Source organism: Faecalibacterium sp. IP-3-29 (assembly GCF_023347335.1).
GTDB classification, from domain to species: Bacteria; Bacillota; Clostridia; order Oscillospirales; family Ruminococcaceae; genus Faecalibacterium; species Faecalibacterium duncaniae.
Genome location: NZ_CP094471.1, coordinates 369797 through 393504 on the forward strand (window position 1 = coordinate 369797; position 23708 = coordinate 393504).

Here is a 23708-nt window from a genome sequence, read left to right on the forward strand (position 1 = left end):
GGATGCCCCCGGAGAAACATAATATACAGAAAATGAACCGAGAAAGAAGGTCTCTTATGAATCAGCAGCAACCCATCCACCGCCGCCGCCTGACCCGGGCAGAGATCCGGCGGCGGCGACGCAACCGCGCCATCCGCCGCATCGCCGGGCTGACCCTTGTGGTCTGCGTGGCCGTTGGCGGTGTGTCCTTCCTGCTTTCCCGCCGCAAGGCTCCGGTGCCTACGGCAGATGCCGCCGGGAGCGCCGCCAATAGTGCGGCCAGCAGCCTGCCGTCGGCTGCGCCGAGCAGCAAGGCGGAGAGCAGTGCCGTGAGCGGAGCCGCCGCCGAGAGCGTGGAGAGCCGGGACAACCTGCTGGGCCTGACTGCCGCCGAGGCGAAGGCCATGCTGGCCGACCCGCTGATGATCCTTGTGAACCACACCAATCAGATGCCGGAAAACTACACCTTTGAGACCGCTGAGTGCGGCTCCAAGACCGCAGTGAACAAGACCCTGCAGACCGTGGCCTGCAATGCCTTTCTGGAGCTGCAGAAGGCTGCTGCTGCGGAAAATGTGACCGTCTGGATGCAGAGCGGCTACCGCAGCGTGTCCTACCAGACCAATCTCTACGAGAAAAAGACCAACTATTATAAGCAGCAGGGCTATGACGATGCCAAGGCAAAGGAAATGGCTGCTGCCATCGTCAACCCGCCGGGCTACTCTGAGCACAACTGCGGCCTGGCTGCAGACCTGAACAGCCCCGAGCACACCGGCCTGGACGAGGGCTTTGAGAACACGGCCGCCTTCCGCTGGCTTTGCCAGCACGCCGGGGAGTACGGGTTCATCCTGCGCTACCCCAAGGGGGCCGAGGAGAAGACCGAGATCACCTACGAGCCCTGGCACTGGCGCTATGTGGGCGTGGAAAATGCCGCAAAGATCAACGCCAGCGGCCTGTGCTTTGAGGACTATATCGCCGCCCTGCAGCAGATCGCGGGCTGAACGGCAAAGCGCTGGTGAAGAAACCGTAAAATCTTCTGCCTGCCGTTTGCAATTCGGGCTTTGATATGGTAAGATAACAATGGTTCGTTGTCGGAAACTCTTCCGCGTGGGCGAACCGGTGTAAAATAGATAAAAGAGGGAATAATCCATGAAACTTCGTGCTAAAATCATTCTGACCGCTGCTTCTCTGGCTCTGAGCTGTGCTCTGCTGGCCGGCTGCGGTTCTTCTTCCGGTTCTACCGCTTCTTCTGCCGCGTCCTCTGAGCCTGCCTCCACTGTGCTGAGCCAGGCCTCCAGCATCCCGCTGGGCGAGGACAACAGCACCGATGCCCTGAACGCACCGTTCGAGACCCTGCTGGATGCCAACCCCATCTCCAACCAGTTTGAGATCGCTGCCATGAACATTGAGTACGATTTCAACCTGCCCGCTGAGGATGTGGTGAGCTACAAGGGCGTGAAGAGCAACGACAACGGCGATGCCGGTATGGTGCTGGTCGTGGAAGCTGCTGACGGCAAGGCTGAGGAGGTTGCAAACCAGCTGACTGCTTACCAGCAGGATCAGGTGGCGTTCTACGGCAACTACGCTGAGTTCGCACAGGCCCAGGAAAATGTGGAGAACGCCGTGATCGCCTTCAAGGACAACACCGTGGTCATGGTCATCGCTTCCAACGAGTGCACTGCCGATCTGGACAGCGCGGTGGACAGCGCACTGGGAGAGTAAAATAAAACTGAATGGGGCTGCTGCAGGCCCTCTCCGTCAATGCTCCGCACTGCCGCCTCTCCCAAAGGGAGAGCTGACGAGCGCAGCGAGTGTGAGAGGGCATTTGCAGCAGCTCTTTTTTTAAAAGGAGGTCGAAGCCTTGGTTTTCAGCACCATCATCTTTCTGTTCCGGTTTCTTCCCATCACGCTGGCGCTGTATTACCTTGCGCCCGCAAAGCTCAAGAATACCGTGCTCTTTGTGTGCAGCCTGGTGTTCTACTGCTGGGGTGAGGTCCGGTTCTTCCCGGTCATGCTGGCCCTGATCCTCATCAACTATCTCTGCGGCCTGGGGTTGGAAGCGTTTGACGCAAAGCCCGGCGTGCGTAAGGTGCTGCTGCTGGTCGCCCTTGCAGCCAGCCTGGGGATGCTGTTCTACTTCAAGTACGCAAACTTTGTCCTGCGCAGCATCAACAGCCTGCTGGGCACCGGATTTGCGGCCATTCAGGGCATCAGCGTCCTGCCGCTGGGCATCAGCTTTTATACCTTCCAGACCCTTTCCTACACCATTGATGTCTACCGCCGGGAGGTAAAGACTGAGCACAACATCATCGACTTCGGCGCTTATGTTGTCATGTTCCCCCAGCTCATCGCGGGTCCCATCGTCAAGTATCGGGATGTCTCGGCCCAGCTGCACGTTTACAAGCATCGTTACAGCTTGCAGCAGATCGAGGAAGGCATGACCCTGTTTACCTTCGGTCTGGCAAAAAAGGTCCTGCTGGCGGATGCCGTCGGCGCGCTCTGGACAGACATCATCGGCATTGCCGACAGCCCTTCCACCACCTTTGTGGGCCTTGCCAATGCGTCCACACCGCTGGTCTGGCTGGGTGTCATCGCCTACTCGCTCCAGCTCTACTTTGATTTTTCCGGTTACTCCCTGATGGCCATCGGTATGGGCAAGATGCTGGGCTTTGATTTCCCCCAGAACTTCAACTTCCCCTATATCTCCCGCTCCATCACCGAGTTCTGGCGGCGCTGGCACATGACCCTTTCCGGCTGGTTCCGCGAGTATGTCTATATCCCGCTGGGCGGCAACCGCAAGGGCCTGAAGCGGCAGATCTTCAACCTGTTCGTGGTGGAGCTGCTCACCGGCATCTGGCACGGTGCAGACTGGAACTTTATCTGCTGGGGCCTGTACTACTTTGTCCTGCTGGCCCTTGAAAAGCTGTTCCTGCTCAAGTATCTGGAAAAAGGCAGGATCTGGCCCCACATCTACACCATGTTCCTTGTGGTGGTGGGCTGGGCCATGTTTGTGGGCAACGAGGCCGGGGTGGGCTTCGGGCTGCTGTTCCGCAAGCTCTTCCTCCCCTCGGGCGGTGCGTCTCCGGTCTACTTCCTGCGCAACTACGGCGTGCTGCTGGCGGTCAGCATCCTGTGCTGCACCCCGCTCATTGAGAAGCTCTGGAACGCCCTGCGCAAACACACCGTGACCCGTGTGGCTGCGGTGCTGGTGCTGCTGGTGCTCTCCACGGCGTATGTGGTGGGCAGCACCAACAGCCCGTTCCTGTATTTCAACTTCTGAGGAGGGGACCTGAATGGACAAGCATACAAAGAAAACTCCCTCTCTGTTCCGGTATCCGGTGCTGGTGGCCTTCGGGCTGTTCTTTATCGGGCTGTTCGTGCTGGATATGGCCACGCCCGACCGCGCATACAGTGAACTGGAAAACACCACCCTGACCCAGCGGCCCAGGCTGACTGCCGTTTCCGCCGACGGGCTGAACAACTACTTCACCAGCTACACCCGGTACGTCAAGGATCAGGTGTTTGGCCGCGACCAGTGGATCAGCCTGCAGAGCGCGGCGGAGACCACCCTCTTCCAAAAGACCCAGAGCGGCGGCATCCTGCTGGGCCGGGAGCACATGATGTTCGCCCGGCATTACAGCATCCTGAAAAATGAGGAAAAGGGGATGGCCAAGAACCTTGCCGCCGTCCAGAGCCTTGCCCAGCGCTACCCGGGCAGGGTGAACCTCATGCTGGTGCCGTCGGCCTCGGTGGTCTACCCTGAGAATGTCCCGGCGGGGGCACCCCAGATCGATGAGAAGGGCATTCTGGAAGGCGTTGCCGCACAGGGGGAGGCCTACGGGCGGGTCATTGATGTCCTGCCCGCCTTGACGGAGCACAAAGGGGAATACCTCTACTACCGCACCGACCACCACTGGACGACGCTGGGGGCCTATTACGCCTACCAGCAGTTCTGTGAGACGCTGGGCCTGACCCCCTTCGACCGGGATGCCCACACGGCCGAGACCTGTGAGGATTTCTACGGCACCCACTACTCCAAGACCCGCACCTGGAATGCCGAACCCGACACCATTACCTGGTATGACCTGCAGAACAGCCTGACGATCTGGAACGTCACCGGCCCGGGCCAGCCCACCGAGGGCACCACCACCGGCCTGTACGATCTGGACAAGCTGGAGGTGTATGATAAGTACGCCATGTTCCTGCACGGCAACAACGGCCTGAGCCGGGTGGAGGGTGACGGCGAGGGAAAGCTCCTGGTCATCAAGGACAGCTATGCCAACAGCTTTGTGCCCTACCTGACAGCCAACTATGCGGCCATCGACGTGGTGGATTTCCGCAACTATAACTATGGGCTGGACCAGCTCATTGCGGCCAACGACTACGACCAGATCCTTGTGCTGTACAGCTATGCCAGCTTTACCACCGACCCGTATCTCTACCGTGCGGGCGTGGCAGGCTGAGTGGGAAATTATTGCAGTGCTTTTCACCAAACTTTCGTTTGTTTTTTCATGCGACTTTCCGATTTTTGATGGTTTTTCACAAAATCCATTGCATGAAACTGTGTGATGTAGTAATATAAGGCTGGAAACCAGATGGTAAATTGGGAAAGAACACCATCGGTTCAAGCTGCTCAAAAAAGGAGTATGAGACCTATGAACAAGAACATGAATCTGCCTGCTGAATACGCAGTGCTTTCCGAAGAAGAGATGACCTATACCCAGGGCGGTTCCGATATTGGCGGCTTTGCAACCACTGCCGCTACGGTCGTGGGTGCTGTGGTGCTGGGTGCCAGCTATATCTGGGGCATTTCCGCTTCCAAGGACTGGCTGAACAAGAAGAGCAACCGTGAGGGCAACCTCTTCACCGTTCTGGGCCGTGCCGCAGATGCTGTCGGCGAGGATATGTCCAAGTCCGCAGCCAACTTTGTCCGGGATGCCGTTTCCAGCACCATGGTGGTGGCTCTGGCTCCCCTGAGCGCTGTTCTGCTGATCCTGTAAGCCGGGATAGTGGGATACCGGGTCTGTTTTCTGTAACTTGCGGTGTATGCTGCACCGTGCAATAAATGCTTTTGTAAAGGAGTATTATTATGGAAAAGAAGCTCATGCTGCCCGCGAACTACAACGTGATGAACGAAGAAGAAATGACCTATACCAGCGGCGGCGACGGTTTTACCGCTCCGTTTGCTGTGGGTTGGACGATTGGCGCAGTCATTTCTGTTGCAAACCTGATCTGGGGTCTGGATCAGACCCGTACCTGGATCAAGAACAACAAGAAGAATGGCGAGAATATCACCGATCTGGCAGCAAAGGGCATCAATGCCGCTGCCGATTACATGGGTAAGTCCATCGGCAACGCAATCGTTGGCGTTTACACCGCTCTGAACCTGACCGGCTGGTGGCCCGTTACCGCGATCGCCTGGGTCACGGCCTGATCGTTCTGACCAGACAGCCCGGAGAACTCCAAAGAACAACACAGGGCGGCGGCTCTCCCCAAGCGGGCGGGCCGTCGCCTTTTTTGTTCACAGATTGTTTCTGGAAAAATCCTGTCGTTTGGGGTATACTAGAGCCATAAGTAAGAATCACTCCTTCTTTTGAGGGAACTGACCGCCCCCGCAGAGGGTGCGGATAAAAAATGGAGGGAACCAATATGGCTGTTGTTACCATTACCAAAGAAAATTTTGAAGCCGAGGTGCTGCACAGCACAAAGCCTGTTCTGCTGGACTTCTGGGCCACTTGGTGCGGCCCCTGCCGGATGCTGAGCCCCATCGTGGACGAGGTGGCCGAGGAGCGCACCGATGTCAAGGTGGGCAAGGTCAATGTGGATGAACAGCCCGAGCTGGCCTCCCAGTTCGGCGTGATGAGCATCCCCACCCTGCTGGTGTTCCGCGACGGCAAGCTTGTGAATCAGGCTGTGGGTGCCCGCCCCAAGGCCGGTGTGCTGGCGCTGCTGGGCTAAAAGACAAAGAATCGAGCTGCATGGCCGCTGCCTGTTTTCGAATGGGCGGCGGCCTTTTTGCATCCCCGGTTTTTGCTCTCCATCATCTGTTTTGGCGCTGGGGTGAAATGATTTCGCCTTTCTGTACAAACGCACAGAAAAACGGTAAGATAGGGCTGAAAAGCCGTCACTTTCGTACTTTACAACTTTATCTCGATAAAGTAAAATAAACAAAAGAAGTGGGAAATACGCAGAGAGGGAACGAGGAGATCGAGATGGAATTCAGTCTGGACAGTTTGCAGCCCAAGGAGCGGGCCTCCTTTGCGCTGCGGGCGCTGTATGAGGCGGCGGGCTGCCGCAAATATCACATGGGCCGCTTTGAGGAGTACGGACTTTATCAGGAGAACCGGAGCTTTTTGTCTTCGGAGCAGGTCATCACCTTCACCGACCTGGATGGCCGTCTGCTGGCGCTCAAGCCGGACGTGACCCTGTCTATCGCCAAGACGGCCCAGCCCGCCCCCGGCGAGACCCTGCGGTATTACTACCATGAGAACGTCTACCGCCCCTCGGCAGAGAGCCACACCTTCCAGGAGATCTCCCAGATGGGCCTTGAGATGCTGGGCGCGGTGGGGGAGGCACAGGTGCAGCAGGCGGTCCGGCTGGCAGCGCAGAGCCTGGCCCAGCTGGGGGCCGCGTGGGTGCTGGAAGTCAGCCACATGGGCTATCTGTTCGGCCTGTTCGACGCACTGGGTGTGCCGGAGAATGCCCGCCCCGGCCTGCTGGAAAAGCTGCGGGAAAAGAATGCGCACGAGCTGCGCCGCGCCGCGCAGGCCGCCGGGCTGGATGCCGCCGGGGCCGATGCCCTGACCGGCCTGCTGGAGCTTTCCGGCAGCTGCGAGGAAACGCTGGCAAAGGCAGAGAGTGCCTGCCGCAACGACCGGATGCGCGCCGCCGCCGCCGAGCTGCGGGCACTGGCCAAAACGCTGGAGGCCTCCGGCGGGGCGGTCCGCCTTGACCTGAGCCTTGCCGGTGAGATGGAATACTACAACGGGCTGGTCTTTCAGGGCTACCTGCAGGGCCTGCCGCGGCCCCTGCTCAAGGGCGGCCGCTACGACCTGCTGATGCAGAAGTTCACCCCCGGGGCCGGGGCCATCGGCTTTGCGGTCTATCTGGACGAGCTTGACCGCCTGAGCGCCCCCACCCCGCCGGTGCAGAGGAACAGCACGGACCGGGTCATGCTGAATGTGGCCCTGCCCAAGGGCCGTCTGGGCGACAAGATGTATGACCTGCTGGCCCGCATCGGCTACGGCTGCACCGAGGACTACAACGCCACCCGAAAGCTGGTGGTGGAGAACCCTGCAGCGGGCATCCGCTACTTCCTTGTCAAGCCCAGCGATGTGGCCATCTACGTTGAGCACGGCGCGGCAGATGTGGGCATCGTGGGCAAGGATATCCTCACCGAAGCCTCTGCCGATGTCTACGAGCTGCTGGATACCGGCCTTGGCAGGTGCCGGATGTGCGTGGCTGCCCCGGCAGATTACAAGGATGACCCCAGCCGCCCGGTGCGGGTGGCGACCAAATTCGTCAACATTGCAAAGAGCTACTATGCGTCCATCGGGCGGGATATCGATATCATCAAGCTGAACGGCTCCATTGAGCTGGCCCCCATTCTGGGCCTTTCCGATGTCATTGTGGATATCGTGGAGACCGGCACCACCCTGCGGGAGAACGGCCTGCGGGTGGTCACCGAGTTCATGCCCATCTCGGCCCGGTTCATTGCCAATAAGGCCAGCTACCAGTTCAAGCACAACGAAATGGATGCCATGCTGGAAGCGCTGCGCAAGACCTTGCAGGAGGAAACAAAATGATCAAGCTGTATAATTTTGATGAGCTCAGGCCCGAGGAGATCCTGAACCGGGACATCCGCGCGGAAAAAAACGTGGAGGATGTGGTGGACGGCATCATTGCCGAGGTCCGCGCCCGGGGCGACGAGGCGCTGAAGGAGTACGCGCTGAAATTTGACGGGGCAAAGATCGACGACCTGCAGGTGACGCAGGCGGAGATCGATGAGGCCTTTGCCAATATGGACCCCTATTTCCTTGAGACCCTGCGGGAGGCTGCCGCCAACATTGAGAGCTTCCACCGCCAGCAGGTGCACAAGAACTTTGTGATCAACGAGAAGCCCGGCATCGTGCTGGGCCAGAAATATACCCCCATTGAAAAGGCGGGCGTGTATGTGCCCGGCGGCACGGCGGCCTATCCCTCCACCGTGCTGATGGATGTCATCCCGGCCAAGGTCGCGGGCGTGTCGGAGATCGTGATGACCACCCCCGCCGGAAAGGACGGCAGAGTGAATCCGGTCATCCTTGCCGCCGCCGCTACCGCCGGTGTGACCAAGATCTTCAAGACCGGCGGTGCACAGGCCGTGGCCGCGCTGGCCTACGGCACCCAGAGCATCCCGGCGGTGGACAAGATCGTCGGCCCCGGCAACATCTACGTTGCTACCGCCAAGCGGAAGGTGTTCGGCAAGGTGGGCATTGATATGATCGCCGGCCCCAGCGAGATCCTGGTGCTGGCCGACGGCGGCTGCAACCCCGCCTGGGTGGCGGCAGACCTGCTGAGCCAGGCCGAGCACGACAAGCTGGCCAGCCCTGTTCTTGTCACCGACAGTCCGGCGCTGGCCAGGGCCGTGCAGGCAGAGCTGGAGGTGCAGATCCCCCAGCTGCCCCGTGCCGCCATTGCCCGCGCCAGCGTGGACGACAACGGGAAGATCATCGTCTGCACCGACCTGCACAAGGCCATTGAGGCCTGCAACATCATTGCGCCGGAGCATCTGGAGGTCTGCGTGGAGGACCCCTTCGGGGTGCTGAACGAGATCAAAAACGCGGGCAGCATCTTCCTGGGCCGCAATGTGCCCGAGGCCCTGGGCGATTACTTTGCAGGCCCCAACCACACCCTGCCCACCAGCGGCACGGCCCGCTTCTCCAGCCCGCTGGGTGTGGACGACTTTGTGAAGAAGTCCAGCTTTCTCTACTACACCCGCGAGGCGCTGGGCGAGGTGGCACCCCGCATTGCCGATTTTGCCGAGCGCGAGGGCCTGCACGCCCATGCGAAGAGTGTGACGATAAGATATGAAGAGGACTAAAGGCGGCTCGCTCTCTCCGTCATTGCTTTGCAATGCCACCTCTCCCAAAGGGAGAGGCTTTGGCAATTTCCCGCAAGGTTATGGAAAACCGCCAGAGGCTCCCCCTTTGGGGGAGCTGGCGCGAAGCGCCTGAGAGGGCGAGGACGCTGACAGTGAGGAAATTGCTATGAGTAAATATCTCTCTCCGAAACTTGAAACAGTCACCCCCTACACCCCAGGGGAGCAGCCGCAGGACCAGCAATACATCAAGCTGAACACCAACGAGAGCCCCTATCTGCCCAGCCCGGCGGTGGTGGCGGCGGTGAGCGAGCATGAGGTGGAAAAACTCCGTCTCTACTCCGACCCCGCCTGCACCGACCTGCTGAAAACGGCGGCGGCGCACTTTGGCCTGCAGCCGGATCAGATCATGCCCGGCAACGGCAGTGACGAGAACCTCTTTTTCGCCCTGCGGGCCTTCTGTGACGAGACCCACCCGCTGGCCTATGCCGACATCACCTATGGCTGTTACAGCGTCTGGTGCGGGCTGATGCACATTCCCGGCCATATCATTCCGCTGAAGGAGGATTTCACCCTTGACCCCGCCGATTACTACGGCCTGAATGAGACCATCGTCATCGCAAACCCCAACGCCCCCACCGGCTTGGCCCTGCCCCGCAGTGCCATCGAGGGCATCCTGAAAGCGAACCCTGATAATGTGGTCATTGTGGATGAGGCCTATGTGGACTTTGGCGGCGAGAGCTGCGTGCCGCTCATTGACCGGTACGACAACCTGCTGGTGGTGCAGACCTTCTCGAAATCCCGCCAGCTGGCCGGTGCGCGGCTGGGCCTTGCCATGGGAAGCGCCAGCCTCATCGCGGATCTGAACCGGGTCAAGTTCAGCCTGAACCCCTATAACATCAACCGCCTGACCTTGAAGGCAGGGCAGGCCGCGCTGGAAGATACCGTTTATTTTGAAAAGACCCGTGCCGCCATCGTGGACACCCGCACATGGACAAAACAGCAGCTGGAAGCCCGGGGCTTTGCGGTGCTGGACAGCCGCTCCAACTTCCTGTTTGCCTCTACACAAAAGAAAAACGGCGGCGAATTGTACCGGAAGTTGAAGAAAAAAGGCGTTCTGGTGCGCCACTTTGATGCCCCACGCATTGAAAACTGGCTGCGCATCACGATCGGCACGCCGGAGCAGATGCAGATCTTCCTGAACACCCTTGACAAAATAATGGAGGAATGACCCATGCGGGAAGTGACACTGGAACGCAACACCAACGAGACCCAGATCGAGCTGACCCTGAATCTGGACGGTGCGGGCCGCTATGAGGTGGACACCGGCTGTGGGTTCCTGAACCACATGCTGGAGCTGTTTGCCCGCCATGGCCGGTTTGACCTGGTGCTCACCTGCCACGGGGATGTGGAGGTGGATTACCACCACACGGCTGAGGATATCGGCATTGCGCTGGGGCAGGCCTTTGCCCGGGCGCTGGGCGAGATGCGGGGCATCCAGCGGTATGGCAGCTTCTACCTGCCCATGGATGAAGCGCTGGTGCTCTGTGCGGTAGACCTTTCGGGCCGGTGCACCCTGAACTGGGATGTTCACTGCAAGACCGAAAAGGTGGGCGATTTCGATGTGGAATGCGCCTCGGAGTTCTGGCTGGGCTTTGCCCGCAATGTGCCCGCTACGCTCCACTTTGTACAATTTGCAGGGGAAAATACCCACCACATTCTCGAAGCCTGCTTCAAGGGGGCAGGCCACGCACTGGCTGCGGCAGTCGCCATTGATGCCGCCCACCGGGACGAGATCCCCTCCACGAAAGGACTGCTGGTATGATCGCGATCATCGATTACGGCGTGGGCAACCTGTTCAGCCTGCGCTCCAGCCTGACGCATCTGGGGCTGGAGGCCGTTGTGACCGCCGATGCACAGACCATCCGCAAGGCTGACCGGCTCATCCTGCCGGGGGTGGGGGCCTTTGGCGATGCCATGGACAAGCTCTCGGCCACCGGTCTGGTGCCGGTCATCCGGGAGCAGGCGGCGCAAAAGCCCCTGCTGGGCATCTGCCTGGGAATGCAGCTGCTCTTTGAAAAAAGCTATGAGTACGGTGAGCATGGGGGCCTGGGCTTTGTCAAAGGTGAGGTCTGCCCGCTGGAACCTGACCTGAAAGACAAAACCCTCAAGGTGCCGCAGATCGGCTGGAACGCCCTGCACATCGTACGGGATGACCCGCTTTTCCGATACATCCGTGAGGGCGAGTATGTCTATTACGTCCACAGCTACTACGGCAAAAATTGTACCGAAAGTACACTTGCTGTCAGCGATTACTCCATCCCCGTGACCGGCGTGGTCAGGGCGGGCAGGGTGTACGGCACCCAGTTCCACCCCGAAAAGAGCGGGGAGACGGGGCTGCGGATATTGAAGGCGTTTGCAGAATTGTAAACTGGCTCGCCCTCTCAGTCAAAGCCTGACGGTTTTGCGAAGCAAAGACGGAGAGGGTAAGGCCGCTAAAGGAGAAACTATGAATCTATTCACAGCCATTGACCTGCGGGGCGGCAAAGTTGTCCGCCTGACGCAGGGAGATTACGACCGTATGACCGTTTACGGGGAGGACCCCTGTGCACAGGCCCGGCAGTTTGTGGAGGCCGGGGCCAGGTATCTCCACGTTGTGGATCTGGACGGCGCAAAGGACGGCACCCTTTCCAACTACGGATCCATTGCCGCGCTGGCAGAGCAGGGCGGCTTGTACATTGAGGTGGGCGGCGGCATCCGCACGGAGGAGCGCATTGAAAAATACCTTTCTCTGGGCGTGGATCGCTGCATCCTGGGCAGCGCGGCCGTGACGGATTTTGATTTCACGGCCAGGATGCTGAAACGCTACGGCGAACGGATCGCCGTGGGGGTGGATGCCAAAGATGGATTTGTTGCCATCCACGGGTGGAAGGAGGTCAGCGCCGAAAAGGGCGTGGACTTCTGCAGGCGGCTGGCAGATGCGGGGTGCACGGCCATCATCTACACCGACATTGCCTGTGATGGTGCCATGCAGGGCACGAATCTGGCGCTGTACCGCCAGCTGGCGGCAGAGGTGCCGGGCGTGGCCTTCACGGCCAGCGGCGGCATCTCGTCGGAAGCCGAGCTGTTGGAACTGAAAAAGATGGGCACCGCTGCCGCGATCCTGGGCAAGAGCCTGTATACCGGGGCGCTGGATCTGAAACGTTGTGTAGAACTGGTGCAGAATTAAACGGAGGGGAACGAAAATGATCACAAAACGCATCATTCCCTGTCTGGATGTCCGGAATGGCCGGGTGGTCAAGGGCACGAACTTTGAGGGCATCCGGGACGTGGCCGACCCGGTGGAGATGGCCCGGATGTACAACGCTGCCGGTGCCGACGAGCTGGTGTTCTACGATATCACCGCCAGCTTTGAGGGCCGTGCTCTGTTCACCGATATCCTGACCCGGGTGGCAAGCGAGATCTTCATCCCGCTGACCGTAGGCGGCGGCATCAACACGCTGGAGGATTTTGACCGGGTGCTGAAATGCGGTGCCGATAAGGTCAGCGTCAACTCGGGCGCTCTGCGGGACCCCGGCCTCATCCCGGCGGCGGCCCAGAAATACGGCGATCAGTGCGTGGTGCTCTCGGCGGACGTGAAGCGGGTGAACGGCCAGTTCCGGGTGTTCGCCAAGGGTGGGCGCGAGGATACCGGCCGGGACGCGCTGGACTGGATCAGCTGGTGCGTGGCGCATGGCGCGGGGGAGATCTGCCTGAACAGCATTGACACCGATGGTGTCCGCACCGGCTTCGATCTCGAGATGCTGGACGCGGTCGCTGCCCGGGTGAATGTGCCCATCATCGCCAGCGGCGGCGCGGGCAAAAAGGAAGATTTCCTTGAGCTGTTCCACCACAAGGGCATCGACGCGGGCCTTGCGGCGGGCATTTTCCACCAGAAACTGCTGACCATCCACGACCTGAAAACCTATCTGAATGAAAATGGTGTCGAAATGCGGCTGTAAGCTCTTGCGTTTCGGACAACTTTAGGATAAACTGTAAGTATCCCCTTTGGGGAGGGAGTATGGACCATGGAACTGAAATTTGATGAAAAGGGCCTCATTCCTGCCATCGTGCAGGATCACTACACCAAAGAGGTGCTCACCCTTGCCTACATGAACGCCGAGACGCTGGCACTGACTATTGCCGAGGGGCGTACGGTGTTCTGGAGCCGGAGCCGTCAGGAGATCTGGCGCAAGGGCGATACCAGCGGCAATGTCCAGCATGTGGTGTCCATCACCGCAGACTGCGACAAGGACGCACTGGTGGTGGAGGTGGTCAAGGATGGCCCTGCCTGCCATACCGGTGCCGAGAGCTGCTTCTTCAACGAAGTGTATGTCTCGCCGGAGCTCAAACAGTTCAGCTGGCAGGGGCTTTACGAACTCATCCAGGGCCGCAGGGATCGTCCCCAGGAAGGCAGCTACACCACCTACCTGTTCGAGAAGGGCAAGGAGAAGATCCTGAAAAAGGTGGGCGAGGAGTGCACCGAGGTCATCATTGCGGGAGAAAAAGAGGACAAGGCCGAGACCATCTATGAGATCAGCGACCTGGCATACCATGTGCTGGTGCTGATGGTGCAGGCAGGCATCACGGTGGAAGAGATCACCCGTGAGCTGGAAAAACGACACGTCATTGACCACAAGGTCAAACAGGAAAGGATGCAGTGATTTAGTTATGGCAGATTATAAGAAGTCCAGTGTTCATTGCCACTCGACGATGTGCGATGGCAGAAATACCTTGCAGGAAATGGCCAGTGCCGCCTGTGCACAGGGCCTGACGACCCTGGGCTTCTCCGGCCATAGCTATACTCAGCGGGACCGCGAGTACTGCATGAGCCCCAGCCGCACCGCCCAGTACAAGGCCACCATTGCAAAGCTCAAGGCAGAGTACAAGGGCAAGGTGGACATCCTCTGCGGCATCGAGTGGGACAGCCTGAGCGAGGACAAGCCCGAGAGCTACGATTACTGGATCGGTGCGGCCCATCACCTGTACGGCAAGAACACTGGTAAGTACTACGAGATCGACTTCCGCCCGCAGGATCTGCACGACTGCATCTTTGATGATTTCGACGGTGACCCGCTGGCCGCGGTGGAGGCCTACTTTGCAGAGGTAGAGAAGGTTGCCGCCAAGGGACCGGACATTCTGGCCCACATCGACCTCATCAAGAAGCTGAACGGCGAGGGTGAGTTCTTTGATGAAGAGGCTCCCCGCTACCGGGCCGCTGCCCTCAAGGCCCTGAGCGCAGCAAAAGAGCACAACTGCCTGCTGGAAGTGAACACCGGCGGCGTTTACCGCGGCTACCGCAAGGACTTCTACCCCAGTGCATGGATGCTGGAGGAGTGGAACAAGATGGGCGGCAAGGTCATCATCACCTCCGACTCCCACGATGTTTCCAGCCTGACCTTCGGCTTTGAGGAAGCCGCCGCCGCCATCAAGGCAGCTGGTTTCACCAGCGTGGAGGTGCTGACCGGCCACGGCTTTGAGACCCAGGAGCTGTAAAAGAAAAATAAAGCACAACCCTCTCCGTTTTTGCTGTGCAATGCCGGGGAGGGTTGTTTTCCGTAAACTGTGAGGAACCTTATGACCCAAACTGCGAAAAAATCCCCCTTCAGCATGAATGTGGACCTGATGCACGGGCCCATTTTCAAAAACCTGCTGCTGTTCATGCTGCCCATCTTCATCTCCAACCTGTTCCAGCAGCTCTATAACACCGTGGACACCATGATCGTGGGCAATGTGCTGGGCGATACCGCCCTTGCCGCCATTGGCTCCTGCGGCTCGATTTACGAGCTTCTGGTCGGTTTTGGCCTAGGCATCGGCAACGGTCTTGCAATCGTTGCAGCGCGCTCCTACGGGGCGCAGGATCACGATCTGCTCAAAAAGACCGTGGCAGGCTCACTGGTCATCGGTCTGGTGGCTTCCCTCTGCATTACGCTGGCAGGTGTGCTGGGCCTGCACCCGCTGCTCCTCATGCTGGACACCCCGGCGGAGATCCTGGACGATGCGTACCGCTACATTTTGACCATCGATCTGGGCGTGCTGGTCATGTTCGCCTATAACCTCTGCGCGGGCCTGCTGCGCGCCATTGGCAACAGCGTGATGCCGCTGGTGTTCCTGCTCATCTCATCGGGCCTGAATGTGGTGCTGGATCTCCTGTTCATTGCAAGAATGGGCATGGGGGTGCAGGGGGCGGCTGTGGCAACGGTCATCTCGCAGGGCGTTTCGGTGGTGCTCTGCATCCTGTATATCTTCCTCAGAGTGAAGATCCTGCTGCCGGAAAAACAGCATTTCAGGGTGGGCAGCCACCTTTACTGGGAGTTGTTCAGCCAGAGCATCTCCATGGGCCTGATGAGCAGCATCGTCTCGGCGGGCTCGGTGGTGCTGCAGTACGGCATCAACGGTCTGGGCACGCTGGTCATTGCCGGTCACACCGCCGCCCGGAAGCTGTTCTCCTTTACCAGCATGCCGGTCATGGCCATGGCATCGGCATGCTCCACGTTTGTTTCCCAGAACTGCGGCGCAAACCAGCCGGAGCGTGTCCGCAAGGGCATGAAGGAGATCGCCCTGTACAGCGTGGCAGTGGCCGTGCTGGCGGTCCTTCTGATGCAGCTGGGCGCAGAGTGGATGGTGCAGCTCATCTCTGGCTCCAACGAGTCTGTGGTGCTGGAAAACGGCGCACGGTATCTGCTCTGGAACGCGCCCTTCTACGCGGTGCTGGGTGTCCTGTTGGCCACCCGCTACGCCCTGCAGAGCCTGGGGCAGAAGGTCCTGCCCCTCTTCTCCAGTGTCATCGAGCTGGTGGGCAAGGTAGTATTCGTGCTCTTCTTCATCCCGAAGTTTGCCTATAACGCCGTCATCCTCTGTGAGCCCATCATCTGGTGCTTCATGGCGGCGTACCTCGTGCTGGTCTACCTGCACGACCCGTTTGTGTTCCCGAAAAAAGCAGAATAAGGAAAAGACCCGGCTGCCGATGACAGCCGGGTCTTTGTGTCTGCGGGAAGTGGATGAAACAATCGGGCAAGGAGACTTACAGTGCCGAATAGCCGAAGCTGTTGACCAGTGCATCGATATGCTGGCCCGCCTTGCACATGGGGCACTCGCGGGAATCGAAGCTGGCATAATCGGGCAGGTTGGAGGGGTCAAAAATAGAGGTGACCGGGATGCCCAGGCACTCGGTGGCGGTGGCGAAGATGGCGCTCAGGCCTGCCACAGTGCCGCCGTAGTAGTTGATCGCCTCGATCGCAGCCTGCGCGGTGTAGCCGGTGGTGATGGAAGCAGCCAGGATCAGCACATGCTTGCCCTTGACCATGGGGGCCAGATTGTCGCGCAGGATGATCTGGCTGCCGGTGGTGTACTCCGGGGTGATGACATAGATGGTCTGGTGGGCATTCATGTTGGCAAAGCCGTCCTTGGTCAGCTCGTTGGCAAGGCAGGTGCCGATGACCTGTGTGCCGTCCAGGCAGAGAACGGTATCCACGATGGTGTTGTGCTGGTAGGCAGCCACCAGCTCTTTTGCCACAGCCTTTGCCTCGGAAAGGCGGGACTTCTGGGTGGTGACATCGATATAGTAATTGATGTGGCTGTGGCTGGTTGCGAAATGGCCCTTTGCCACACGCAGGAACAGATTGCTCTTGTTGGTGGGAAGCTTTACCATGTTGATCATAACTGCAACACTCCTGTTCTGTCAAACTACGGCCCATGGTCTTTTTGAGCGGAAACACAAACAGCGCGGCGGCCCCTGCCGCTGCGCTCCCATTCTTTTCCATGAATCTATGGTATCAGAAAATGCGGGTGTGCACAAGATACAGAATTGCTGAAAATTTAAAGAAAAATTGAGATACTTTGCCAATACGACGGCGCAAAAAAGCCGCCCGGCTTTCCCGGACGGCTTAGGATGTACGTTGGGGAGATTACTTGCTGGAGGTGGAACCGGAGCTGGCGCTTGCGGCACGAGCCAGAACCCAGTTCATGGAATACTCGGCATACTGCAGGTCGGGGCAGTAGGTAAAGACCAGCTTTTCGCCCTCATCCAGAGAGGCATTGAGCGTAATCTTGCCGGAGTTGGTAACGCTGTTTGCCAGGTTGGTGTCCAGCAGGGAAGCATCGATCAAAAGCTGGCTGCTGGTTCCACCAACATACTTTGCCTTTTGCTTGCCGTCCTTACCGTAGACGATCGCCTTGAAGTTGCTGGGCTGGATGGGCAGATTGTTGGTGCGGCCAACGGTGATCTGGAAGGGGAAGGAAATCGAAGCGCCGGTCAGGTCAATGTCCTTGTACTTCTTGGCATCATTATCATAGGTGCCCAGAACAGCATTGATCTGCAGAACAGTGATGGAACCGGCACCATCGCAGTACAGGTTCTTGGTATCGGTCTGATCACAGCCGGAGAAGAGGCTGGCACCCGCAACGGCTACAGCTGCAACAGCGGAGTATTTCAGGAAAGAGCGGCGAGAAAATGCTAACGACATAATCGTTCCTCCTTATAATGTGCAAAGCGCACGAAAATGCCAAAAGGCTCTGCCTATACAATAGGCGAAACGGGGGCGAATGTCAATGGTTTTCACAAATATTTTGTGAAATTTTCCCACCGCCGCCGTGCAAATCATACGAAATTTCGTCCTGCTTGATCAGGCTTTGGTCAGGTCAGAGGCGTTGATGGTAAAGTTCAGAGTCTTGCCGGAAACAAAGGTCGGGGTGTAGGTCACACCGATCTGCTGCCAGGTGGTGGGCACCATGCAGACCAGCTCAATGTAGCCTGCACCCTGCGGGGGAATGGCAGAGGCCGTGGTAAAGCTCTCGGTGGTGCTGTCGTACAGCTGGACATAAGCGCCGCCCTCGGCTGCCTGACCGTCGCAGGTGAAGGAGAAGTCGGTGGTGGAAGCGGACAAAGCGTGGAAGTAACCGGCAGTGTTGGCTGCGATCTGCTCCGGGGTATCCAGAGGATAGGCCTCGCCGATCTCCAGAATGTTCTGTGCGCCAATGGCAAAGGTGTCGCGGCTGGAACGGTTTGCAGAGGTGATCAGCATGGCAATGTACTCATAGCCCTCGGCATCGGGGGCACTTGCCAGAGTAAAGACGCTGGTCAGCTGGACCGCCAGATTGTTCCAATTGCTGATCTTATCGCCGACCTTGACCTCGATGGAAGAGTTATCGTCGGCCTGGCAGCCGCCCAGCACAGCAGCAGCGCCCAGAGCAGCGGCAGAAGCACCGGTGACCTTGAGGAAGGTGCGGCGGGAAATCTTGTTCGACATAAAGCTTGCCTCCTTAATCAATGGCAGAAATCTTTTTCTTCGCTGATTCGTTTATAGCATTTTTTACCGGAAATTGCAAGGCCCTGGGCACAGAATTAACAGGAGTTTCACACAGAAGCTTACTGGTTGGGGTCCAGGCCGCGCACATGGGTCTCGCTGGTCTTGACCAGATTCAGCAGGCTGGGGGTGTACAGCGGGTATTCCCGGGTCAGGCTCTCGGTGGTCATGGCAAGGCAGGAGGGGTCTTTCACGCCCTCGGCACCGTTCAGGTCCTCACCGGCCAGCAGGTCCTCCACGTTGCTCTCGCTCATCCGCATCACGGCATCGGAGTAGCCGGGCCAGCGGCGGGCCTCCACGCTGAACAGGCTCTGGGCGTTGTGGGGTTCGGCGGAATAGAGCAGGCGGAACATCTTGGCCACGGCCATCATCAGGTAGGTGCTGACCTCGGTGGTCAGGGCCTTGCTGTGGCACTCGGCGATCTTGGCGTACAGCACGTTCAGGCTGTTGGAGATCAGCTTTTTGTTCATGGTGGGCAGAACGCTGCCGTGGTAGACGTTGTCCTTCATCTTATCGGGGTTGGGCAGGTCATCGGCGTTCAGCATCATGCCGTTGCGCTCAGCCGAGCGGCCCAGCAGGTAATCGCAGGACACATTATAGTAATCCGCTACCCGGACAACAAAGTCCAGACCGCACTCGCGGATGCCCTTTTCGTAGTGGGAGAGCAGTGCCTGGGACACCCCAAGGTCCTCCGCGGCCTGCTTCTGGGTGATGCCGCGCTCCTTGCGCAGCAGCTTGATGATACGGTTGAATTCCATGATTTTGGACTCCTCAGTAGTGGAAATTGAACTTCTTTGAGTTTTGGTTTACAACATGTTGATTATACACAGTGGAAAACCAAAAGTAAAGCAAGAAAAGTAACGGAAATTCTCGTCATTTTTCGTCATTTTTGTCAAAAGGCTTGCCCCGGATACCATATCTATGCTAAACTAAAGACAATCAACGCATATTTTGTGGCGCACGGCCCGGGCAGGTTGCCCACTGCCGGTGCGAAATTTTACAGCAAAGAGGAACTCTTTGCCAGATAGAGGTGTTTTTCCATGAAAACGTTCAAACTTCATCTCATCCGCCACGGCATGACGGCCGGTAATCTGCAGGGCCTGTACATCGGCAGCGGTACGGACATCCCCCTGTGTGATGAGGGACGCGCCCAGCTGAAGGAGCTGAAGGAGCGGTTCGAGTATCCGCAGGTGGACACGGTGTTCTCCTCCCCGCTGGTGCGCGCTGTGGAGACAGCGAACATTCTGTTCCCCAATGCAGGCCACCAGTTCACGGTGCACGACCTGCGGGAAGCAGGCTTCGGCGTGTTTGAGAACCGGCCCGTGAAGGATCTGGTCAAGGAAGAGGATTTCAAGAAGTGGATCACCCCCGGCTCCGGCTTTGTGCCCGAGGGAGCAGAGCCCACCGAGCAGTTCCATGCCCGCTGCGCCGAGACCCTGCTCAAGCTGTTTGAGTATATGATCCGGATGGATGTGACCGAGGCTGCCTGCGTGACCCATGGCGGCGTGATCATGAGTATGCTGAGCCAGCGCGCGCTGCCCTCCCGCCACCCGGAACAGTGGATGGCCGACCCCGGCTGCGGCTATACTGTCCAGACCGACGTGCAGCTCTGGATGCGCGACCGTCTGGTGGAGGCCATCGACATCGTCCCCTTTGGCTACGCCGATACCCTGCGCGGGCAGGCAGAAGCCGAGGAAAACGAGGCGTTTGAGTAAGAATCTTTGCCGCGCCGCTCTGAAAATATCCAAAACACGTAAAAACGCGGAAGAACAGGTAAAATTCCGGGCAAATCTCTTGACAGAAAGCCCGGAATTTACTATTGTATAAAGAGAACTTATTTTCCCGTTAGGAGGAATCCCCGATGTCACAATCCCTGTCCCGCCGCTCGTTCCTGAAATATGCCGGTTCCGGTGCAGTCAGTCTGGCTGCAGCTCTGCTCACAGGTGTTTCGGGCGCGGCTCTGGCCCCCTGCTATGAGGGCGAACCTGCTCTGCTGGACGGCAAGGCGGCAGTGGAGCTGCTGGGCTATGCACCGGCCCCGGAGCTGGACAGCACGCTGGTCTATCTGTCGGTGGAGAACCTCTCGGCCCGGCCGCTGGCTGTGGGTGCCAGCTACCTGCAGAGCCGCGGGCTGGACAGCAGGAACGCCCTGTACAGCCTGGGCACCGGCCTGACTGCCCTGTGTGACGGCAGACAGGTGCGGGTGGGCAGCTTTGCAGCTCCCCTCTACGGTGAGAATGCGGCAGATGCCTCTGCCTTTACCCTGAATCTTTCCGCAGGGCGCGGGGCGATGCTCCACTGCTTCTGCGAGACCCCGGCGGACTGGCAGACGCTGGAGCTGATCTATCAGCCTGACTTTGCCGCAGGCCAGACCGTCCATTTTGTGGTGCGCCGGGATGCCGATGAAGTCCATCTGGGCGCGGTGCCTGCCACCCTTGCCGAGGTGGGCAGCGTGGTCGATCTGTAAATAGCATAGCGTAAAAAGAGACGGTTCTGCATCGGATTGCAGGACCGTCTCTTTTGCTTATAACAGGCTTTCCCCGGTGGAGTTCTGCACAGTGAGCTCCTGCCCGGTCAGGCTGGACACCAGCGCCAGATAGCTGCGGCCTGCCGTCAGGGTCAGGGGGCGGCCGTTGGAATCATACAGGAAGAAGGTGGTCTCGCTGCCCTGCGTCCAGGTGATGTTCCACAGGTGGCCCTCGTTGAGCCAGACCCCGCCGCCCATGGTCAGGTCGTAATCCAGCGTCACACCATCGTCACGCAGGGTGGAGGCACTGAACAGGATGAGCAGGTTGTCGAAATCTGCCTGCTGGCCGTTGTTGGCATCCAGCTGCGGTGTGCCGTCCGCGTGGAGCATCCGATAGGTTTTGCTGTCGGCATCGTAGGAGAAGCCGGTGGCGTTCTGTGCGTCAAACTGGACCCGGACACTCATTGCGTCCGAAGCATCTGCATCGGGCAGCTTGCCGTTTTCCTGCATGGGCAGCAGATTGGGCACGGAGAGGAGGGTTCCGCTCTCGCTGTCGGAGCTGCTGGAAGAGGTGTCCGTGACGCGGGATTCTGTCAGGGCCGGGGAGATGTTCAGGCTGCCCAGCACACCCGAAAGTGCTGCACCGCTGGTATGCCACAGCGGGACATTCTGCCAATTGGTCTCACAGGAAAAGGCATTGGTGCCCACCTCCAGCGCGTCTACCGCGCGCAGAGAGTAGTAATCAAGGTAGTTCTGGTCAAACTGCCCACCGCCCCGCTGCACCGGCAGTACCTGCTGGCCCACCAGCAGCCGCCAGTAAAGATCCTGCCCGGCAGAAACAGGCCCGACCTGCGGCACGGCCCCCACGGCAGGGTAGACCAGGCAGAGCCGGGTGGACTGCTGCTGTGCGGTCAGGGCTTCCAGCACCAGCGAGGCTGTGGAAAGCCCCCACTGAGTGGTGCTGGCGGCCGCGTTGTCAATGGTGATGGCGACCGGCCGCTGGCCCGGCCAGACAAGCTCCTGCCCGGTGAGCGGGTCAGTGGGACTTTCGGCGGGCTGGGAGCTGGGGCTGAGCGCACAGCCTGTCAGCAGTGCGGCGCAGAGCGCAAAACAGAGCAAAGCGCGCATCCAAAAGCGTTTCATCGGTTTCCCTCTTCTGCCCCGGAGGGCGGGTGATTTAGTAGCTGAAATTGCTCCACTCATCATTGTCCACCAGTGCCAGATAGGTCTTGCCCCGGTTCAGGGTCATCTCCTCGCCGGTTTCGGTGTAGAGCTTGAGCGGATGGGTGGGATGCGGCTTCTCCCAGCGGCCCACCTGCACGCCGCCCCGTGTGAAGAGGTACGCCTGCCCACCGGCCACATAGTTGACCGACTGGACATCGTGAGAATCGCCCGCATAGGCGGCGATATCGGCAAAGCAGACCACCACGTTGTCAAAGGTCAGCTGCTTGCCGGTCAGCTCGTCCACGGTGTTCTCATAGGCTTTTTTGGAGCGGTTGTACATTTCCAGCTTGTAGCTGCGGCCCCAGCTGTTGTAGGTCAGGCGGGTCCTGTAGCTCTCGGAGTGGGTGATGCTGATGGTTTTGGCCGCAGGGGCACCGGGAAGGTCATTGGAGGCCGCGGTGCGGTAATCGGCAAAGTGGAAGAAAGGCGTTTCGTTGGCGTAGGTCAGGCCGATGCCGGCATTACCGGCTGCCTGTTTGATCTCCTTGCCGGAGGTGAACTCGGTGTGTTCATAGGCTACATTGCGGCCGCGGCTGTCACGGTGGGCAACGTGGGGGTGAACCGGCGTGTTGAAGTAGCTCTTGCCGCCGATGTTCAGGCCGGAGTAATCGTATACATTGATGAACTGGGTGCAGAAAATGCTCTCGCCATCGTGGTAATAGAGGGCCTGATGGGGCATGAGCAGCTGCAAGAACTGGTCGCGGCCGGAGCGCAGCGGCCCGACCTCCGGGATGGTGTCCGCATCCCGGAACACGGCACACAGGCGGGTGATGCCGCCCTCCACCTTGCTCTCGATGAGCAGGTCTGCCGAGCCGATGCCGCGCTGGGGGCGTGCGTTCTGCTTTTCGGAGTTGGCGATGTTGTTGACCATCACACCCACCATCCGGCCGGTGCTCTTGCGGGCTTCGCCGGTCAGAGGGTCAGCGTCGTAGGCAGGCAGAAGGCTGAACGCAGAGCTTGCGGCTTCGCTGGACGCTGCCGAGGAGGCGGCTGCCTCACCAGCTGCGGCCTCACCGGCTGAGGCCGCAGAGGATGCAGCGGCCTCAGAAGAAGCAGAAGAGGATGCCGCCGAGCCGCAGAACAGGCTCTTCATCCAGTCGGGCAGGTCACCGCCCAGAATGGCACTGCCGGGGCTTGCAGAGCAGCCGGTGAGCGCCAGCAGCGCCGCCGTCAGCCCGGAATAGCGAAGTACGGACCGTCGAGAAATTTTCATGGAAAAAGCCCTCCTATCGGATCGGCTTGCCAGGCGCGGAAGTGCGCCCGGCAGGTCGGTTGCAGTTTTGTAATGAACTGCTTTGATTGTACTGGTTCTTGCCCGGTTTGTAAAGGGGCAGTTCATGGCAAAATCTGCCCGATGACGGCTTTGGGAAAGTTTTTTGTGCAGAAAGCTTGCTTTTTGCCCGGGAGTATGGTAATATTATTCGGCAGTATCGTGTTATACTGCGCTTTATAATGTATGCGCTCGTAGCTCAGCCGGTAGAGCATCTGACTTTTAATCAGAGGGCCAGGGATTCGAGTTCCCTCGAGCGCACCAAAATCCCACGAAGAATCGTAAGATTCCTCGTGGGATTTTCCATTTTCTGGGGCTCTGCACACTTTTGCACACTTTTTGCACACC

General features: G+C 59.0%; 25 protein-coding genes and 1 tRNA gene. 20 read left to right on the top strand and 6 right to left on the bottom strand.

The window, feature by feature from the left end:
• Positions 1-56 precede the first annotated feature (56 nt).
• From MTP40_RS01695 to MTP40_RS01775, 17 genes are all read left to right on the top strand, one after another.
• Positions 57-977 (top strand): M15 family metallopeptidase, encoded by a 921-nt coding sequence (locus tag MTP40_RS01695; protein ID WP_242699937.1) that lies wholly within the window; start codon positions 57-59, stop codon positions 975-977.
• Between the two features lie 148 nt (positions 978-1125).
• Complete coding sequence (locus MTP40_RS01700) at positions 1126-1698, top strand: DUF4358 domain-containing protein (protein WP_005929688.1); 573 nt, start codon at positions 1126-1128, stop codon at positions 1696-1698.
• A gap of 139 nt (positions 1699-1837) precedes the next feature.
• Entirely contained in the window at positions 1838-3256 is a 1419-nt protein-coding gene (locus MTP40_RS01705) for an MBOAT family O-acyltransferase (RefSeq protein WP_097770097.1), read from the top strand.
• Between the two features lie 13 nt (positions 3257-3269).
• Complete coding sequence (locus MTP40_RS01710; protein WP_249259710.1) at positions 3270-4439, top strand: DHHW family protein; 1170 nt, start codon at positions 3270-3272, stop codon at positions 4437-4439.
• Positions 4440-4631: 192 nt separating this feature from the next.
• A complete protein-coding gene (locus tag MTP40_RS01715; protein WP_005929676.1) occupies positions 4632-4976 on the top strand; it encodes a hypothetical protein in 345 nt (114 codons plus the stop codon).
• Positions 4977-5065: 89 nt separating this feature from the next.
• Positions 5066-5410 carry a hypothetical protein gene (locus MTP40_RS01720; protein ID WP_005929673.1) on the top strand — a complete coding sequence of 115 codons (345 nt, stop codon included), beginning with the start codon at positions 5066-5068 and terminating at the stop codon, positions 5408-5410.
• Positions 5411-5625: 215 nt separating this feature from the next.
• Complete coding sequence (gene trxA, locus MTP40_RS01725; protein ID WP_035393488.1) at positions 5626-5934, top strand: thioredoxin; 309 nt, start codon at positions 5626-5628, stop codon at positions 5932-5934.
• A gap of 254 nt (positions 5935-6188) precedes the next feature.
• The gene (hisG, locus tag MTP40_RS01730) at positions 6189-7781 is read left to right on the top strand and encodes an ATP phosphoribosyltransferase (protein ID WP_249259711.1); all 1593 of its coding nucleotides are present in this window, start codon (positions 6189-6191) and stop codon (positions 7779-7781) included.
• Positions 7778-9058: a histidinol dehydrogenase gene (gene hisD, locus MTP40_RS01735; protein ID WP_156068346.1), complete on the top strand. Its 1281-nt coding sequence runs from the start codon at positions 7778-7780 to the stop codon at positions 9056-9058. The genes hisG and hisD overlap by 4 nt, the downstream gene beginning before the upstream one ends.
• 166 nt (positions 9059-9224) lie before the next feature.
• Positions 9225-10286 (top strand): histidinol-phosphate transaminase, encoded by a 1062-nt coding sequence (gene hisC / locus MTP40_RS01740; RefSeq protein ID WP_249259712.1) that lies wholly within the window; start codon positions 9225-9227, stop codon positions 10284-10286.
• A 3-nt stretch (positions 10287-10289) separates the two neighbouring features.
• On the top strand, positions 10290-10880 hold the full coding sequence (gene hisB / locus MTP40_RS01745; RefSeq protein ID WP_005929650.1) for an imidazoleglycerol-phosphate dehydratase HisB: 591 nt from the start codon (positions 10290-10292) through the stop codon (positions 10878-10880).
• Positions 10877-11485: an imidazole glycerol phosphate synthase subunit HisH gene (gene hisH / locus MTP40_RS01750; protein WP_156070388.1), complete on the top strand. Its 609-nt coding sequence runs from the start codon at positions 10877-10879 to the stop codon at positions 11483-11485. The genes hisB and hisH overlap by 4 nt, the downstream gene beginning before the upstream one ends.
• A gap of 79 nt (positions 11486-11564) precedes the next feature.
• Entirely contained in the window at positions 11565-12284 is a 720-nt protein-coding gene (gene hisA / locus MTP40_RS01755) for a 1-(5-phosphoribosyl)-5-[(5-phosphoribosylamino)methylideneamino]imidazole-4-carboxamide isomerase (protein WP_249259713.1), read from the top strand.
• Between the two features lie 16 nt (positions 12285-12300).
• Positions 12301-13056 (top strand): imidazole glycerol phosphate synthase subunit HisF, encoded by a 756-nt coding sequence (hisF, locus tag MTP40_RS01760; protein WP_098923415.1) that lies wholly within the window; start codon positions 12301-12303, stop codon positions 13054-13056.
• Between the two features lie 66 nt (positions 13057-13122).
• Complete coding sequence (gene hisIE, locus MTP40_RS01765; RefSeq protein ID WP_097770085.1) at positions 13123-13758, top strand: bifunctional phosphoribosyl-AMP cyclohydrolase/phosphoribosyl-ATP diphosphatase HisIE; 636 nt, start codon at positions 13123-13125, stop codon at positions 13756-13758.
• 7 nt (positions 13759-13765) lie between these two features.
• A complete protein-coding gene (locus MTP40_RS01770; protein WP_156072567.1) occupies positions 13766-14590 on the top strand; it encodes a histidinol-phosphatase HisJ family protein in 825 nt (274 codons plus the stop codon).
• A gap of 81 nt (positions 14591-14671) precedes the next feature.
• Positions 14672-16042 (top strand): MATE family efflux transporter, encoded by a 1371-nt coding sequence (locus MTP40_RS01775; protein ID WP_249259714.1) that lies wholly within the window; start codon positions 14672-14674, stop codon positions 16040-16042.
• Positions 16043-16118: 76 nt separating this feature from the next.
• Here MTP40_RS01775 and MTP40_RS01780 read toward each other — a convergent pair whose 3' ends face one another.
• From MTP40_RS01780 to MTP40_RS01795, 4 genes are all read right to left on the bottom strand, one after another.
• Positions 16119-16754 carry an orotate phosphoribosyltransferase gene (locus tag MTP40_RS01780; protein WP_249259715.1) on the bottom strand — a complete coding sequence of 212 codons (636 nt, stop codon included), beginning with the start codon at positions 16752-16754 and terminating at the stop codon, positions 16119-16121.
• A gap of 247 nt (positions 16755-17001) precedes the next feature.
• Positions 17002-17559 carry a twin-arginine translocation signal domain-containing protein gene (locus MTP40_RS01785; RefSeq protein WP_249257869.1) on the bottom strand — a complete coding sequence of 186 codons (558 nt, stop codon included), beginning with the start codon at positions 17557-17559 and terminating at the stop codon, positions 17002-17004.
• 159 nt (positions 17560-17718) lie between these two features.
• The gene (locus MTP40_RS01790) at positions 17719-18342 is read right to left on the bottom strand and encodes a twin-arginine translocation signal domain-containing protein (RefSeq protein WP_249259716.1); all 624 of its coding nucleotides are present in this window, start codon (positions 18340-18342) and stop codon (positions 17719-17721) included.
• Between the two features lie 119 nt (positions 18343-18461).
• Positions 18462-19157, bottom strand: coding sequence for a helix-turn-helix domain-containing protein (locus tag MTP40_RS01795; RefSeq protein ID WP_005929618.1), 696 nt, complete (start codon positions 19155-19157; stop codon positions 18462-18464).
• Positions 19158-19439: 282 nt separating this feature from the next.
• Between MTP40_RS01795 and MTP40_RS01800 the strand changes: the two genes are divergently transcribed.
• A complete protein-coding gene (locus MTP40_RS01800) occupies positions 19440-20114 on the top strand; it encodes a histidine phosphatase family protein (RefSeq protein ID WP_005929611.1) in 675 nt (224 codons plus the stop codon).
• Positions 20115-20260: 146 nt separating this feature from the next.
• Positions 20261-20866 (top strand): twin-arginine translocation signal domain-containing protein, encoded by a 606-nt coding sequence (locus MTP40_RS01805; protein WP_097770080.1) that lies wholly within the window; start codon positions 20261-20263, stop codon positions 20864-20866.
• Positions 20867-20923: 57 nt separating this feature from the next.
• Here the strand turns inward: MTP40_RS01805 and MTP40_RS01810 are convergent, their stop codons facing one another.
• Both MTP40_RS01810 and MTP40_RS01815 read right to left on the bottom strand, forming a co-directional pair.
• Positions 20924-22009: a DUF3048 domain-containing protein gene (locus MTP40_RS01810; protein ID WP_249259717.1), complete on the bottom strand. Its 1086-nt coding sequence runs from the start codon at positions 22007-22009 to the stop codon at positions 20924-20926.
• A gap of 34 nt (positions 22010-22043) precedes the next feature.
• On the bottom strand, positions 22044-23303 hold the full coding sequence (locus MTP40_RS01815; RefSeq protein WP_238078072.1) for a DUF3048 domain-containing protein: 1260 nt from the start codon (positions 23301-23303) through the stop codon (positions 22044-22046).
• 245 nt (positions 23304-23548) lie between these two features.
• Here MTP40_RS01815 and MTP40_RS01820 point away from each other — a divergent pair.
• Positions 23549-23624: transfer RNA gene (locus MTP40_RS01820), tRNA-Lys, on the top strand.
• Positions 23625-23708 lie beyond the last annotated feature (84 nt).